Origin of the sequence: Kribbella sp. CA-253562 (genome assembly GCF_050942265.1) — a bacterium.
Lineage (GTDB): Bacteria > Actinomycetota > Actinomycetes > Propionibacteriales > Kribbellaceae > Kribbella.
This window is the reverse complement of sequence record NZ_CP192049.1, coordinates 1272835-1290054: the sequence shown is the minus strand read 5'-3', so window position 1 is coordinate 1290054 and position 17220 is coordinate 1272835. Positions and strand designations below refer to the sequence as shown.

The window sequence follows — 17220 nt, the reverse complement described above, 5'->3', positions numbered from 1 at the left end:
GCGGAGCACGCGCAGGTACAGGCGGGCCTGCCAGCGGTAATAGCGGACAAGCCAGTGGGTACGCCGGGGACTGTTCGTCTTCATGCCGAACTCAACGGCTGGCAAAGCGGCGGCTTGCACCGCTACGCGGTTCTGGCCAGTCCCGGGCCCGCCGACGGCGCCGGCGTGATCACGCCGGGGAGACTTCCGGTGCCTCTTCTGCCGCCGACGAAGGCCGGGTCCAGGCCTGCTGCGGCAGCCAACCACCGCTGGATCAGCGGATGCTCGAAGACCTCAGCGCGAGGTTGCCCGGTCGCGAGGCGAGCAACCGCCGAGGGGTTGGCTGCGCCGCCACGAAGCAACCACGCCAGTCCCTCGGCCTGGCTCCTTGTCGCTCCAGCAGCCAGCAGCCGACTCCGGATCGCGGAGCGCTCGAACCGTGCTCCATCGGTCGCCTCATGCAGCAACCCACGAGCCCGACGCTCAGACAACCCCCACCGGGTGAGTTCTAGTGCGATCGAATCGAGCAGCGGTCCCAGCTCCACCGGCACCCGCTCGTCAACTCGCTCGGGAATCACCTGCGTTAACGGATGCCGCTGACGCCGCAGAGCCTCCGCGCGAACCGAATCGGCCAGCCGCCACCGCACAACGTTCGCTAGATACCCCCACGTCGCTGTGACGACTCCACGGTCCACCATGGCCCGACACCGCTCCCAGGCAACGACTCGGGCCCGCTGCGCCGCCTCCTCCGGCCCCAGAGCCGCCCTGGCCCGGCTCGGCAAGAACGCGACGATCCGTTCTTCGATCCCCCGCGCCAGCAGCTCGGAGGCGGCAGGCTCCCAGTTCGACTCCGCCACTTCAACAAGAAGCTTCTGCAGTTCAACGGTCATTGTTTGCTCCCCACATCCACTGATTGCGATCTGTGGGTTCAAATCTCGCTTCCACGGCCCGCACTCGTAACCCGGATCTGGACTTCCCGGACTCCTGGGAAAGTCCCCGGAGACGATTGCCGAAAGCAACGCCTCGGTCCTGACTTCACGCCTACCAGCTCAGACCGGGCACAGGCGGATCGGTACCCATGGCGAGCTGGCTGCGAGTTCTCACCGCCCGCTGACGTGGGACCCTGACGGCGTTCGCGTCGAGGACCTCGCGGGTCACGGTCGACGTATCCAAGTTGAGGATCCGGGACAGGCGCGCGATCTCATCGGCGACGAGAGCACTGGGGAGCTGCCGAACCAGCGCAGCAACGGATCGAAGTGCCCCGATCCGGCCGTTCACATGATCGAGTACTCGTGACCAGCGGCTTAGCTCGAGTTCGATGACCAAGCTCACCAATGGCCGTGTGGCCTCCAGCTCGGCGCGAAGGCGACCGCGGCCGTCAGGTGATCTGAACAGCGACGCTGGATCCTCACCGTCGGGCAGATCTGCCACCAGGACGCGCGAGAACTGCCTCGACAGCGGCTCCAAGCAACGGGCCGCCGCGGTTCGGCCGGGGACATCTCCATCCAAAGCGACGACCACGGTGTCCGACTGGGAGTACGCCCGCAGAATCTCAGCCTGCAGCGACGAGATAGCAGTACCGCAGAGCGCGACTCCCGCCCAGCGCCCTTGTCCACGATCTGCGAGGCTCACCGCGATGCTGTCTGGCGGACCCTCGACAAGCACCGGCACCGTGCCACGCGCCAGCAGCAGCTCCTGCTCAGCGATTCCGACCAGAACCTCACGCTTGCGATACATCGAAGTGGTCGCCGTGTTCAGATACTTCGGCGACCGACCCCGCCCCCGACCGATGAACCCGACCGGATCCAGACCTGGATCGTGAACCGGAAACATGATGCGGTCACGAAATCGATCGATCAGATAGCCGTTCTTGGTCATGAGCGCCAGGCCTGCGTCGATCAGCTCCGCATCCTTGAAGCCGCTACTGCGCAGATGCTCGACGAGGTGGGACCAACCAGCCGGCGCATAGCCCACCCGCCACCGGGACCCGGGTTCGAGCACCTGCCCGAATCCCCGTACCTGGAGATGCGCCGTGGCCCATTGCCCCGGCCTCATGAGGAGCTCACCGCGATAGAAGCGAATTGCTTCCGTGTGGGCCTCAACTACACGTGTTGAACTGGTTCCTGATTCGGGGACGCCGCTCATCTCCTCATCACTCCTTGCAGCCGACGTTCGACGTCCGCAGACGCCTGGGAGACAAACGTCAACGACACGAGGAGTGCGGAGAACCCAGATCACCAGATCCAGGACTCCTGGTGTGCCCGCCATCAAGGCGTCTCATAGCGCTCGGGCAGCGGAGTCGTCCTTCTTGGACGATTTGATCGACTGCGGGACCGACCATGAACCAGATGCGGACATGCCCGCCGGCACCACGAGCGGCCGCATACATACGCATCGGGTGACGGCACCGTCTACCAACGCAAGGACATCCGCTGGGAAGCCGCCGGATACGTCCTCGCCCCCGGCAACACCCCCAAGGGCATCCGCGTCTACGGCGCCACCAGGAAGGAGGCCCTGGCCAAGCTCACGGAGAAGATCGACGACAGCAACCACGGCTCCCCGTCCCCTCCGCACAGGGCAGCGTGAGCGCGTACCTGACGCACTGGCTCGATGCAGTCGCCGTCCACAGCTCCGCGGAAACACCCACTCCCGCTACACCGCTGTTGCTCGGCTCTACCTCATCCCCGGCCTCGGGCGGAAGAAGCTCGCCAAACTTACGCAAAGGACGTCCGCAGCGGGCTCAACCAGCCCGCACCACCTGCCAGTGCTGCACCCGCGGCCTCGGCGCCGCCCGCGACCAAATTCCTGTGCTGCGCCGCCGGAAAGTGCTGCTCCAAGCGGCTCCCGTCTTCGACTTCGGCCTACGTGCACTCCGCCCTGGAGCACGCGGTACGCGAGCAGGAGGTCCCGCGCAGCCTCGCCCGCAACGTCCGTACCGGCGCACCCCGACCCCGCCGCTTCGAACCTCCCGCCGCCGAAGAAGCGTTGACAGCAACGTCCCGCCCGGAACGCCGCCGCAGAACGTGGCAGTGAGCCCATCCGGCAGGGGCCTGACCGACTAACTCCCACTATCTCTTGGAAACCGTTGAGACCCCACCCAGCGCCAGCGAGAACATCCGCGCGAACGCCTTGCGAACATCCGGGTCTCGATCAAGCCGATCAAGCGACTCCAGCCGCGCTGGGCTGATGTCAATGGTTGCTACACCGCCGGCCTCCCCGCTCTCCGTGGCCGAGAACAGCAGTAAGCATCGATAGGTCCGGACCACACCACCCCGCTCCTCCCGCATCATCGACTGCAAGAACGAGATATCCGCCCTCACCTGGCTACGAAGCGCGTCCGCCGAGGTCCAACGCGTTGCCCAACCCTGAACCTCGGCCTCTGCCTGGATTTCGAGCAGCGTATTGAAATCAATCTGACACACCCGAAAGTCGGGATCCGTCGAGGAGATCATGGGCATCGAGGTTACTCCCCATCATAGACTTGGATGCGGATCTTCGTAGAAGGGTCGATACGCCCATCGCCGATCCTTCTTTGGAGTTCATCCCAGCGGTGGTGGCCTCCAAGAATCGTCCCCCCTTGCGAGACGACAATCCCGTCACCCTCGGCGGCATTGTTGATTCCCTTCAAGAGATCATCGTCGCTCAACATCTCGTGGTACCACTCGGAGGACGGATCTCGAGTCGACTGCCCTGGCGTGTATTTTTTGGACAGGTCACCTGCATTTTCAGTCCGACCGACCCAACGACTGGCGCCCGAAGCTCCACCAGGGGGGCAGTTGTGGACCAGTACCGGAGTGTTGCCAGCCAAAACATAGTACGTGTGCAGACGGTGGACAGTCAGATTGAAGACGCGGACAACCTGGGTCCGGGCGCGGGCGTCATCGACGGTGACCTTGTCCGAGTCGCGATACGTCGTCAGCGCTGAGCCGAGTGACAATTGCCCCGCATCGAGCCACTGGTGGGGGTTCTCGGTATGGAAGGGGTGGTTGCTCGTTGCTGTGAGTTTGCCGGGCACTTCGAGCTTCAGAGCCGCTTTCTGGCGGACATGGAGCTCAACCAGTTGCTTGGAGCCTTCGCCGACGATGACGTCGGTGACGCGTTGGGCGGACTTCTCGCCAGTTTTGGGGTCGGCGGCCATGACGACGTCGCCGACGCGGACCTGGTCGATGCGTTTGGTGGTCCCGTCGGCCATCAGCACCCGAGTTTCGGGGACGAATGAGTTGTCACACTTGCGAAGAATCTTGACGAGCTTCGGGATCTTCTTACCCAGCTTGATCCCGGCAGGCACCCAGCCGATGCCAGGGATCGCCGAAGAGCCACTCAACGCCGCATTGAGCTCGTCTCCCTCACTGGCGTACAACAGGGCATTGTTGACGTCCAAGTACTCGCCAACGAATGGAATGAGACCGCCGATATCAAGACCGAAGTGAACGACTTCGGGATTCTCCCTGATCAACTGGGCCAGCTGAGCCTCGCCTGGCGACAGACGAGAGCCTGGCAGGCCGGAATCCGCAAGCGAATCCAGCAAGCTCCGCTGGCCCGATTCACTCGTCTCGCCCACCACGCTGCCAAGCGTGGTGACCGTCTCACGATAGGTCCGGTCCGCGTTGCTATCCGTCGAGCCGCTGCGGTCTACATAACCGCCATTGTTGTCGGCTGGGCGGGTGGGTTTACTGGGGCACAAGCTTGGGTTCTTGGCACCACAGGACGGAATTCCCGGTGGGACGACCGGAATCGTCTGAGCACGGTCCTCCTGCTTCTCGCGAGCTTCCTCTGTACGCCGGCGCTTCTCTGCTTCTTCCTTTTTGCGCTTGCACTCGGCGTCACACTTCGGCGGTGGCGGCGGACGATCGTCACCACAGTTCCGCTTGCACTCCCGCCGCGGGTCCTCATCGTCCCCTCCGTCATCGCCACCGCCGCCGTCACCGTCACCGCAATGCTTCTTGCACTCGCCCGGAGGCGGCGGGATCGGGTGGTTCTTCTTGCAGTTCTTCACGCATTTGGCCGGTGGTGGCGGCTTGGCTTTCCAATCACATGAAGTAATCCAGCCATGCCCGTCGCCAACCACTCCCCAGTACTCGTCGCACTCGTGTTCGAAGGTACCGCCGTCCTCAGGATCGGGACCGTTGCCGGTCGGGTCCCGCATCAGGATCGGGTTGCCGGCGGCGTAGGCGTACAGGTTGGGCAGGGACGAGGCTGAGCCGGCCGGGTGGGTGATGGTGTCTCGGGAGTTGAAGGTGCCGGATTCGGGGTTGTACCAGCGGGCGCCTTGGTTGATGTCGCCGCTGCGTGGGTCGGTCCAGTCGCCTTGGTAGCCGATGCGGTACTTGAGGCCGTTGGCTGCGGTGGAGTTGCCGAAGGGATCGTAAGTGCGGGAGTCGGGCAGGCCTGCCGCGAGGGTCGTGTCGGTGGGGTCGAAGCCGCCGACGATGTCGCCGTGGCGGTCTGCAAGGACCAGGCGCTTGGTGGTTTCGTATCCGACGGACAGCAGGCCGTCGGAGGCGGTGCGGCCGAAGGACTGCGTCCCGTCGGTGACGACCTCGTCGCTGAACCCGGCGTACCGCATGCGGGCGGTCCCGGCCGCAACGGGGCGGTCGAGGGCATCGTAGGTAAAGTCGCGGTCGGAGTTCTTGATCATGCGGTCGAAGGCGTCGAAGGTGAACGCTTCGGTGGTTGCGCCGGCTGTCTTGGCGAGCAGGCTGCCTCGGGCCGAGTACGTGTAGGCCGAGGTGCCGTCGTTGATGAGACGGTTGCGTTCGTCATACGTGGCGAGTTTGGTCCCCGCTTTGGTCCGGTTGCTGGCCGCGTCCCAGCCGTACTCGGTCGTCTTCGTTCCTGCTGTCCAGGAGGTGAGGCGGCCGAGTTGGTCGTAGGTGTAGGTGTTGTCCGCCGCGCCGGCGACACCGGTGGTCTTCTTGCTGGTGATGTTGTTGTCGGCGTTGTAGCCGTAGGTCATCGAGGAGATGACGGTCTGGCCTGCCTTGAGTGCGTCGGAGTTCATCCGGCCGTAGGCGTCGTAGCCGACGGTCCGGACTCGGCCGGAGCCGTAGTCGATGGTGCTGAGTTGTCCGGCGGTGTTGTAGCCCAGCGTCTGGGTGGTTCTGGTGACCGGGTCGGTGACGGTCGCCGGGCGACCGTTGAGGTAGGTGAAGTCGGCGGTGCCGGCAGCATCGATGCGCTGCGTCAATTGTCCGTCGGCGTCATAACCGTGGGTCGAGGTTCCGGAGGGGCCGTCGGCGCGGAGCAGCATGCCGCGGTCGTTGTAGTTGTAGGTGTTCAGGCCGCCGATCGAGCTGCTCGAGATCAGCCGGCCGGCCAGGTCGTACGACAACTCGCGGGTAGCAGTCGATGCCTCGGCGCCGGTCCCCTCCTCCTTCAGCAGTCGACCGACTGCATCGTAGGAGCGGGTGCGCTGTACCCCGCCTGGGGAGAGCAGCAGTGAGGAGTTGCCTGCCGCGTCGTACGACGCGGTCCAGGTACGGTCGGCTGCCGCCGGGTGCGCGGTCGTCGAGGGCTCGATCACCTTCTCCGGCAGGCCGAGGGTGTTGATGGTGTAGATCGTTGAGTTGCCGCGTCCGTCGGTGTATCGCGTGCGGTTGCCGGCGGCGTCGTACCCGTAGCTGATGGTGATCGACTCGGTTGCCGTCACCGGATCGACCTGCTGGGTCAGCCGGCCGAGGGCATCGTAGGTGTAGGTCGTCGGCCGGTTGCCACTGGCCGGTGTCGAGCTGACGAGGTTGCCGTCAGCGTCATAGGCCAGCTGGGTGGTGCCGGGTGAGTTGTTCGCCGCGTCGAGTAGTTTGCTCGACACGAGCTGCCCAGCCTTGTTGTACGACGCGACGCTGCTCCGGCCGAGACCGTCGCTGCTGCGGACCTGACGGCCGACGTAGTCGTAACCCAGCTTAGTCAGGACGTTATTCGGATCGGCCGATTGAGTGAGCTGACCGAGTGTGTCGTAGGTGTTCGTCGCGGTCGCGCCGGACGGAGTCTTCGCGGTGACCACATTGCCCATGTCGTCGTACGTCAACCGTGTGACGAAGTTTCCGGCGACCGGCTTGCGCTCGACAGCGGTGGTCGTGACGAGACGGTCCAAATCGTCATAGGTGTACTTCGTCACCGCGCCCAGCGGATCAGTCCTCGACTCCACATCGCCGTTCGGCGTGTAGGTCAGGTTGGTCAGCGCCCGCTCGTCGTTCGTCCTACCGGGAGTGTCGACCTGGACCTGCCGGTTCAGGTGATCGTAGGTGAAGCGCGTGGCGTTCCCGCGCTCATCGATCTGCGCCAACACATTGCCGACCGCGTCGTACTCAAGAGTCGTCTTGGGTGTCAGCGGCTGTCCGCCTGGCGGTGTGTACGCCGATCCGATGACCTCAACGGGTCGACCGAGCTTGTCGAATGACGACTTGCTGATGTTACCGAGCGCATCCTTAACCGAGGTCTGTTGCCCGAAGGATCCATAGCCCACGACGGCGGACGGCTGGACGGCAGCGGCCGCATCGCCGTTTTGCTCGGCCTGGACCTTCGGAGCGACGGTACGGGTCTGCCGGCCGAGTTCGTCGTACTCGAACTTGGTCGTGAAGTCCGCCTTGACCGCGCCTGCGACGTTGCCGCGCGGCTGGGTCTCGGTGAGCTTCAAGCCCCGCTGGTCGTACGTCGATGACGTGGTCAGGAACGACCCGTCGGTGTTCTGAACCTTGGTTTCGATCGGGCGGCCAGCAGTGTCGAACACATAGCTGACGACATCGGTCACGGCCGTCGGCCCGGCCAGGTCCGCGTTGGACCAGGCGCCGGTGGTCTCGCGCTTGGTGACGTTGCCCGCCAGGTCGTGGGTGTCGGTTGTCTTGCGCTTCAGCGTCAGCGGATCCGCGGTGGTGGTCGCCACCCGGCCGGCTACGTCGTAGGTGTAGTCGATCGTGGTTTTGCCGTTGTCGGTGACCGATCGGGTTCTGTTGCCGGCCTTGTCGTAGGTGTTGCTCTCGAGAACGAAGTTGCGGGTCGTGCCGTCGGGGTTGTGGAATCCGACCAGCGTTGCCGTTTTGAGGGTGTCGTCGCCGTTGTAGACGTAGTTCGTCACCCGCTTCATCGCGTCGATGTCGACGGACTTCCGGCCGGCCGGGTCGTACCAGGTGGTCTGCTGGACGGTGTAGTCGACACCTTCCGTCGGCCCCTCCTCGGGCGTGGACCCGGGGTCGTCCGGCGTATCGCTCGGCATGTTGAAGTCCCGGACCTCGGTCAGCAGATTCAAGTCGTTGTACGCGTACTCGAAGCGTGCACCGTTGGCGTCCTGAGACCAGGTCTTGTTACCGAACTGGTCGTACCCCTGCTGGGTCTCTTTGCCGGTCGCGTCAACCGTCCGGATCACTCGTCCGCGGTCGTCGTACTCGAAGGTCGTCACCCGCGGCTCGTCGCCGGTCAGCAGGTCCTTGGCGGTCGACTTGGCGACGTTGCCGTCGTCGTCGTACTCGATCTCGGCCTTCTGCTGGTGCTTCTCGCCGGTCACAGCGTCGGTCGTGACCGGCCCGGTGACGCTCGCGACGCGCGACATCTTGTCGTAGGTGTACGTCGAGGTGACGCCGGCCGGGTGGCTGTCCGAAACCTGCGTCTCGGTGAGTTTGCGGCCGATCTCGTCGTAGGTGTACTTCGTGACCAGACCGGACGGGGAGGTGAGCTGCACGAGTTGGCCGTGCTGGTCGTAGAGGTACTGGGTTTGCGCGCTTGTCGTCACCGTGACCGTGCTCGTGGATGTGCGGAGCAGCCCGGCGGGCATCGGTTGACCGTCAGGCCCGGTAGCTAAACCGTCGGTGTAGGTGTAGTTTACCTGGCCGCCGTCGGGACTGCGCTCGGTGATGAAGTCACCCGCCGCGTTCAGCGAGGTGCTACGCCGGTACGTGTCGTCGGTTGCGCTGCTCGACCTACCGTCCCGGTAGATCGCCAGCTTGTCCCAGCGCGGATCCAGCGGACTCCACGCCGAATTCGCGTGGTAGACGTTGAACTCGGTCCGGCAGTCCGTCGCGCCCATGCGGCAGGTCTTCGTCGAAGCGACATTGCCGCGCGAGTCGTAGGTCATGCTGACTTCGGCGCCGACCTCGTTCGTCACCTTCGTCAACACGCCGGTCTTGTCGTAGGTGAAGCTCCTGATGCCGTATCCCGATCGGGGCCAGTCCACAGCCACGTCAGGCGCCGGCGAACTCGGGTGATCCTCCACCCTCGTCCGCGCGCCGAGTGGCCGGCCGGTCCGCAGCAATCTGCCGGCGAGCGCGTCGTACTCGTAGACATACGATCGGTTGGCCGGGTCGGTCACCCGGACCGTACGCCGAAGGTCGGTGTCGCTGGCGGTGATCCGTGCGATGTCGAGCTGCCACGAGCCGCCGTTCGCGTCGACGTACTCGGTGATGCGATCGTCAGCGGGGTTGTACCGAAGCTGGGTCAGCGTGCGACCGGTCGGCGTCGTGATCGACGTCAACTGATCGGCGGCCGTCTTGCCCAGCTCATAGTGGCTGACGATCTCCTTGGCTGAGATCGGGTGCGAGTAGAGCGACACCTCGTCGATCAGACCGTCGAAGTACCGGGTCGCCTCCGTGCCCCACCCGGGCCAGTCAGAGGCTCGCGCGGTCGCCGCCGCGCCGATCTGGCCGATCGGGAAGGGGTCGTTGTTGATCGTTGGACCGTCCAGGCTGCCGACCAACCCGCCATCCAGGTACAACGTTTGAAAGCCGTCGGACGCGTTCAGCGCAACGTGGTGCCATTTGTTGTCGTTCACCAGAACCGACGAGGTGATCGGTGCGGCCGCGCCCTGCCAGAACTGACCTCGGAGCTTGCCATCGGTACCGACGTACAGCAGCGGCATGCCGGCAGTCGGCGGCGTCCCGAGGGCCTTGTTCTGATACCCGATCAGCGGCTGTGAGCCCGCGGCACCGGTTTTGAACCACATCTCGACCGACGCGTCACGGCTTCTATTCAGCAAGCCGTTCTTCAGCCCGACGGACGACTTGGCTGTCGCGCCACCGAATCCAGTCGACTTGTCCGCCTCGCCGACACCGGCCAGCGCGGAACTCTGTCCAAGAGTGGTCTGACGATGGGAGCCGAAATCGGTCCGCGGCGCGATGTCGACCTCGTTCGACGCGATTCCGACTGCATCGGACAGGCGGTAATAGACGTCCGGCTTGCTGTCCAGCACCGCGCTGCGATAGTGCGAGCCCTGCTCGAAGCCGTAGGTCGTGCACTTCTGTTCCGAGTTGCACGCCTTCGTCAGCGCATCGCCGGAGTACTCGTAGGTCCACGTCAGGGCCGTTCCGCCAACTGGCTGTGTGCTGACCGACGCGACATGCTTGCCGTCCTGGGTCCAGGCGAAGGTCAGCTTGCGCCCAGCGCCACCCTGACTCGCCACAGACTGAAGTTTGGCCGTCGCCTCGGCGCTGTCGTAGGTCAGTACGAGCGGCTTGCCCTGCGCGCCGGAGATCTTGCTTAACCGTCCGCTCGTCGCAGCGAACTCGTACGTCGTTCCAGGCGCGATCTGTAGAGACCACGGCCCAGAAAGAGCGCCGGTCAGAATCGCCTTGGAACCTCGCGGTGCGCTGTAGCTGCCGTCGGTGTTCCGCGCAAACCGAACCTGTCGTCCATCGGGATAGGTCACCAAGGTGTGGAACGGAAAGCCGGTCTCGGTCTGGACCCGCATGTCGTAGCGGCTCGACCAGCCGGCGCCGAACAGCCCGTCACGGCGCGGATCAAGACTGTTGTACGTCCGCGCCACATTGAGCTCCGGCCCTGCGACAGGTACGACGACATCCAGCGCTGCTGTCGTGTAGTTGCCGGCCTGGGGATCGAAGGGCTTGTCCCCCGGCTGAGCCTCACTGTTGGCGAGGTGCGATGTGATCACCGGCTGCGGGACGTCGGTGAACATCGTGATCGGCTGGATGGTCTGCACGACACCGTCGTTATCGCGGATCCAGGGCCGCCACTCGTACTCCTTGTTCCAGGCAAGCTTTCCGAACGGCACTACCCACGTCTTGGCAGCACCGTAGTCACCACTGGTGAAACAGTTCACCCGATGATCGGTACCGACCACCTCACACATCTCGAAGCGATACTGAATGCTCGTCTCAGGCGCATCGGGATCAACAGCGTCCGCCCACACCTGCGGTCTCAATGTCGTTGCCTGGGCACCATTCAACGGCCATACGCCTGCCGGATCTACAACCGGTGGAACGTTCTTCACCACGATGTCAATCCTCAGCGGATCGATCCCCCAGTCGGTGAAAGTTCTTGGGATGCTGCCGTCCTGGTGGACCATCGTGAATTCGATCCGATACCGCGTCCCCTCGGCACTACCGGGCAGTTTCTGCACCGACACCGGCAGAGTCATGCCGCCCAGGTGCGACACAATCGTCGGGAACTGCGTCTTGTGCGCAGCCTCAGTGTGCACCTGGTTGCCAGCCGCGTCGAAAACTCGATAGGTCATGAAGTCCACGCCCGGTTGCCAGGTATACGCACCCAGGTTCTTCACGTAGATCGGGAACGTCCCTGGCTTGTCCTGGGTGACGTAGTCCGTAGGATTCTGTGGCATCGCCGCGTACGACGCCCGGTACGGCGAGTGCGTGACCACCAGCCGTGGCGGGTTCGCGGTGTCGACGCCTGCGAACTTCTTCCACGACGCCGAGTCGGTCTGGTTACGGGCACGGACCGCCAGACCCCAGTTGTCACGCGTCCCATCCGCCAGGCTCTGGATCCAGTCGCGACCGGCAGCCTGAAGCTCGATCGGCTGGTAGCCGGCCTTGCAAGCCGACGAGGTCTGCCCTGTCGCGATGTAGCCCTTCGCGAAACCTGCACCACCAAGCGCAGCCGGCGTCACCGGCGGGCCAGGGAACTTCAGCTGCGCCTGCGGGATGTTCTGCCAGGCCTGGGTGACGCCGTGCACATCAACCCAGCGCGCTGCGCATGAACCGGACTCGTAGTTCAACAGGTCGAGCCGCGCGGTAAAGATCTTGTGGTAGCGAAGCGCGGGAACAAGACTCGGGAACGACAGGTAGGATGCGAAGACGTTCCAGCCGGTGCTTGGGCAAGTCGTCTGGCCCGGTCCAGGACGGCATCCTATCTGCAGGGACTGGCCGCCGTCGATGCCGCCATTCAGGCCGGCGCTCACCGCGTAGCTCGGCTTTTGCGATTCGGTCCAGTAGAACGTCGGGTCGACCTTGACCGGGTAGACCCGTGCCGGGTCGTCAAGCCAGGCGTCGTCAACAGTAACTTTGATCGCCGGCTTGCCGTCAACCGTCACCAGCTCGTACTCGATGGCAGTGGAGGTGGCCGGGGCACCGTTCGTCGAACTGCTGTCCTCCATCACACCAGCCGGGATCTTGCCGCGCTGCACCCCGTTCTCATCCGTGAGGACGATCTCCTTGCCGACCAGCGACGGTGTGAGGTTGTCGGTCAGTTGCAGTGGGAACGTGTACGTCCGGCCCGCAGTCTTCGAGCTGAGGACGATTGTTTCCTTGATTCCCGTCGGCTGCGACTCCAACTCCAAGTCAGCGCCCGGCGCGACACCAGGGAATAACACCTTGTTTCCCGCCATTTGCCCGGCCACGTCACCGGCTCCAGCCAAGCTCCAGCCGAAGTTGTGACCGTTACCCAGCTCCATCTGGACCAGCGGAATGTTGTTCGCCTTGGGAGCGATCCACGAGTAGACCTCGTTCGAGATCACCTCCCAGCCGCCCTTGTCCTCCGTCGGCGCCAGATCGGCGTCAATCTTCGCCCACGAACCGTCAGGCTTCTTGAAGTTCAGCGGTCCCTGAGACAACACCGTCGTCTCGGTCTTGTCGGCGTTGACGAACGTCTGCGAGAACCGGTCCCGGCGCTCGGGCAACTCTTTGCTCGTCTTCTCGCTGAAACTGTTCGCCGGATCCTTGGGAGCCTCCGCCGCAACCACCTTCGGCGGCGTCTGCTCAACCTTCTCCGTCGGGAGCTTCCTGTCGGTCGGGAACATCGACCGAAGCGACGGCGGCGTCACCGTGTTCTTGCCAACCGGCGGCTCGGCCGCGGAGGGATCCGTCGACCCCATCTGTTGCCCAGGCGCCGAAGCCTCACCTCGCCCAGACATAGCCGCCTGCGGCATCGCCGCTGCCGCAACGGTTGGGACATTGGCTGAGCCGAGACCACTCAGCGGAACCGCCAAAGCAACAGCGATCGCGATTGCCTTGCCGATGCGAACGCGGGCACGGCGAGACCGAGCAGACAGCCGGGACTTGGCCATGATGAGTATCCCCCAGGGGCGTGGATGACCTTTGACAGGCCCTGGGGTCCCCCGACCCCTCCAGCGGCGCCCGCGACCGTATCAAGCCGTCGTCGACAATCGCCAGTGATGTGCAGGAAGCTGCAGACATTCAAGAAATCTGTAACGCCAGGAGGTGAACCACATCACAAGCAAGCTTCCGTCTCCGGAGCGGTCGGAAGCTCGGCGACTCCCCGGTGCGGCAGCTCGCGTCGATCACCAGGCGGGAGCTCTGGCGCCCGAGCAACAGGCAAGCCGGCTGTCGCGCTGATGCTTCCGCCCAAAGTCGCCGGGAGCCACTGGCGGTTGGGGCGTCTGCTGCCGTCTCGGGACACCGGAGCACCGCGGACTCACCGGATAACTCACCTCTATCAACAGCGAACAGCGCAGCATCTTACGCAGCGCTCACATGCCAAGACCGGAATAAGCGCAGATCACACCCACCTTCAAACGACAACGGCGAAGGTTCACAACCCCGGCCCGAGAAAGCGGTGGTTAGAGGGTTCGAGTCCCCTCGTCGGCTCTCTGAACTGGGGACACCCTGCTGGGCACCCTCATATTGCGGCGAACTGACCGCTTTGGCGGGGGCTTCTTCACACGCGTGCTACGCAGCCGCTCCTCCGTCGCGCCCGCTACGCCCGGTTCCCGCCCACCCGGACCTCGGCGGGCTCCGCCCGCGTCCTGCGCGCTCCGAGCGCCATCAACCGCGCGGTGCTTGCCGCGTTCGAACAGCGGCTGCGGTTGCATCGCAGCGAGGTCCACCGACGCCGACCCGATCGGCGGAGCTACATGCGGGACACCGCGAAGAAGGGTTCCTGATAGCAAGTCTTTTGGAGCCGGCGTCCAACGCAGCCGGGTCCGACACGCTGTGTCATCGGCGACCGGATAGCACGGACAGTAATCTCCAATCATGGTTCAGGGGGCTCAGCAGAGCACGAGCCTGGAGATCGTGGCCGCTGATCCCCAGGATCGCGATTCCATCACGGCCGCAATTGACCTGGGTAACGAAGCGCGGACGACGCTGGGTCACCTTCCCTGGGCTGCCTACGACGCTGCAGCGCTGGACGGCACCTTACTGCTGGCGAGACTGGATGACCGCGTCGTCGGATATGCGCTATACGCCTTGGCGCGGAATCGGGTACGCCTGACCCATCTCTGCGTCGATCCCTCCGCCCGGGCGCAGGGCGTTGCCAGGAAATTGGTCGACGAGATCAGCAGCCGTCATCGGGAGCGGCTGGGAATACTGGCTCGTTGCAGAAACGATTACGGGCTAGCCCCGGTTTGGCTCAGTCTGGGCTTCACTCCACTGGGTGAGAAACGTGGCAGAGGAAAGACCGGCCAACCTCTGACCATTTGGTGGCGCGATCATCAGCACGAGCATCTGTACTCGATCGATCCTGAGACAGTCCTCGTCCGCGCGGCGATCGATATGAACATCCTCCGTAACCTGATGGAGCAGCAACGTCCGGGGCACGATGAAGCAGTGTCCCTGGTCGAAGACCACTTGAGCGACCGCCTTCAGCTCTTCCGTACCCAGTCACTCGACGCTGAGATCCAAGTCATCACCGGCAAGCTCCGGCAGGACTGTCTGCAGAAGATTCAGTCGTGGCCGAACGCGCCTCGCGATGAAGACAGGTTCGATGAAATCAGGGCTTCGTTGCTCGCCGAGGCGGTCAAAGCGATCCGCGGATATCCACGCAGCACCCAGGACGAGTTCGACCTTATGCATGTTGCGAACGCGATCGCAGCGGATCTCAATGTCTTCGTGACCGTTGACAACGAACTGATCAGAGTGCTTGGACCGGAAGCTCAGCGGCAGGGAACCCGTATCCTACGGCCCGTCGACGTCGTGGTTCGAATCGACGAGCTGTCCAGAGCCGAGTCCTACCGACCGATCGAGCTACAGAACACGGCCTACACCGAGCGGTTGATCGCCAGTGGTGAGGACGAAAGTGTAGGAATGCTGGCCAACACCACGGCGGGTGAGAAGCCGAAGGCCCTGATCCAGGCGGCCCGCACCTTCGCCACCTCTGGGACCGGCGAACGAATGGGTGTCTTCAACCCCGGCGGCCAACTTGTCGCGTACTACGGGATTCGTCAAGATGGCGACGTTCTATCGATCGTGAATCTCCGTGTCAGTGAGGGGCCAATCGGTGAGACCTTGATCCGGCAGATTCTGTTCCGACTCCGTCACCAAGCCCTGGCTCGGAACGTGAGCGTCCTGTCCATCGACGGCGAATCCCTGCAACGCAAGGCAAGAATTGCAGCAGTCGAGGACGGATTCCTAGAGGCGAACGGCCGGCTCCATGCCTTCGTCATCGATCAGCTAGGCGATGCGTCTACGCTCGAACATCTCGCTGTTCGAGCGGCGCGTATCGCGGCAATAGACCCACCACCGCCCCCTCTGCGTCCGGGGATGCATGCGATCGCCGCCTCGGAACTCGAGCGCGCATGGTGGCCAGCCAAACTAACCGATAGTCAGTTGCCGACATACCTGATTCCGATCAAGCAAGACTTCTCTGTCGAGCTGCTGGGCGTGCCGTCCAGCCTTTATCCCCGCAGCGACAGCCTCGGCCTCAACCGTGAACATGTCTACTACCGTCGGCGCAGCAGCTGGAGCATGGAGGCGCCTGCGCGACTCCTTTGGTACATGAGTGGGGGGAAGGGGAAAGCCGGGGCTGCCGCGGCGATCATCGCCTGTTCGCAGCTCGACGCTGTCCACCACGGACCACCCGAGGAGCTGCACAGCCGCTTCCAGCATCTTGGTGTGTGGAACCTCAGCAATGTGATAGATGCCGCCCGCAACGGGGTGGCCGAGGCGCTACGGTTCACCAACACTGAACTCTTCCCTCGCCCGGTGAGCCTTCGACGGCTCGCACAGCTGGGAACGGACAATGGCGTCTCCGGCGCTCCTCCACAAAGCCCGAGACGGATCTCGCCGGAACTGTTCGCGGCGATCTACACCGAAGGGAGGGCCCGATGACGACACCATCAGCGCTGCTGTTGTCACTACGCCCCAGGTTCGCCGAAGCCATCCTCAACGGCTCTAAGACGATCGAAATCCGCCGCCGTCCGGTGAGGGCGCCAGCCGGAACCCCGCTGATCCTCTACGCCAGCTCACCTACGATGGCAGTCGTCGGCACCGCCGTCCTAGCCGATGTTCTCGTGCTTACGCCGCACACGGCGTGGCGCCGTTACCGCGAGAGCTTCGGGGTGACCTGGTCTGAATTCATGAACTATCTCGAGGGGGCTCCAGCAGCGCACCTCCTGAGGGTGACCGACGCCAAGGAACTCGATCAGCCCATAGCGCTCCAGGTTCTGCGACGTGCCGCCCGGTTTCACCCACCGCAGAGCCTCCGCTATGTAGCTCCCACCGACCCGTTGCAAGTACGCCGTCTCGTCAGTCGTTGAGAGGATCCCTAGCGCTATGTCGTTCTCGGAGCATGATCTAGAGAGCTGGAGCGAGCTGGTCTCCTCCATGCACGCCGTCACAGCCCACGATCCGGCCGATGAGCGGTTAGCGTACGAAGCAATGGCCAACATCTGGTCCGGATCCGGATATCAGAGTTACGACAGCTTGTCGGATGCAGCACTTCGAATGCTCATCACTGCAACAGAGATCGGGTACGCCGCCGCGCTGAAGGACATCCGCAACGGAGACCTCGACGCCGAAATCCTTGGCCGGCGGCCAGACATCGCAGATCTGTAAAACATCACGGCTAGTTGCGGTGAACCCAGAGCTCCGTCGGCATCACCAACAGGGATGACCACGACCCGTGGGTGCTCGTGCATCCATCCGGTCAAGCGCTCTTCATCAATCTCTGTGTCCTCGCAAGCGCTCGCGAGGATCGAGCCGAGACTAAGACGGAAGGTCAAGAACTCATGGCGGCCACCAAAGTGCATGTCGCGGATGCGTCCCCGGAGTGTGTTCTTCGACCTTCGTCCGCTGAGTGATCGCGTAGCACCGGCGACCCCGGCGT

7 protein-coding genes are annotated in these 17220 nt (G+C 63.9%); 3 read left to right on the top strand and 4 right to left on the bottom strand.

The genetic code is table 11. From position 1 onward, the window contains the following. Positions 1–122: 122 nt before the first annotated feature. The 4 genes from ACQPXM_RS06260 to ACQPXM_RS06245 form a co-directional block, all read right to left on the bottom strand. Positions 123–869, bottom strand: a complete 747-nt coding sequence (locus tag ACQPXM_RS06260; protein ID WP_432945700.1) for a hypothetical protein — start codon at positions 867–869, stop codon at positions 123–125. 151 nt (positions 870–1020) lie between these two features. Beyond that, on the bottom strand, positions 1021–2124 hold the full coding sequence (locus ACQPXM_RS06255; protein ID WP_432945698.1) for a toprim domain-containing protein: 1104 nt from the start codon (positions 2122–2124) through the stop codon (positions 1021–1023). A gap of 923 nt (positions 2125–3047) precedes the next feature. Continuing rightward, positions 3048–3431, bottom strand: coding sequence for a hypothetical protein (locus tag ACQPXM_RS06250; protein ID WP_432945696.1), 384 nt, complete (start codon positions 3429–3431; stop codon positions 3048–3050). A gap of 11 nt (positions 3432–3442) precedes the next feature. After that, on the bottom strand, positions 3443–13222 hold the full coding sequence (locus ACQPXM_RS06245; protein WP_432945694.1) for a LamG-like jellyroll fold domain-containing protein: 9780 nt from the start codon (positions 13220–13222) through the stop codon (positions 3443–3445). 928 nt (positions 13223–14150) lie between these two features. Here ACQPXM_RS06245 and ACQPXM_RS06240 point away from each other — a divergent pair. Genes ACQPXM_RS06240 through ACQPXM_RS06230 form a run of 3 tightly spaced genes read left to right on the top strand, consistent with a single transcriptional unit; the run spans position 14151 to position 16949 of the window. Beyond that, entirely contained in the window at positions 14151–16223 is a 2073-nt protein-coding gene (locus tag ACQPXM_RS06240; RefSeq protein ID WP_432945693.1) for a GNAT family N-acetyltransferase, read from the top strand. Then, positions 16220–16651: an ASCH domain-containing protein gene (locus ACQPXM_RS06235; RefSeq protein WP_432945691.1), complete on the top strand. Its 432-nt coding sequence runs from the start codon at positions 16220–16222 to the stop codon at positions 16649–16651. Before ACQPXM_RS06240 ends, ACQPXM_RS06235 begins: the two co-directional genes overlap by 4 nt. 16 nt (positions 16652–16667) lie before the next feature. Next, entirely contained in the window at positions 16668–16949 is a 282-nt protein-coding gene (locus ACQPXM_RS06230) for a hypothetical protein (RefSeq protein WP_432945689.1), read from the top strand. Positions 16950–17220: the final 271 nt, after the last annotated feature.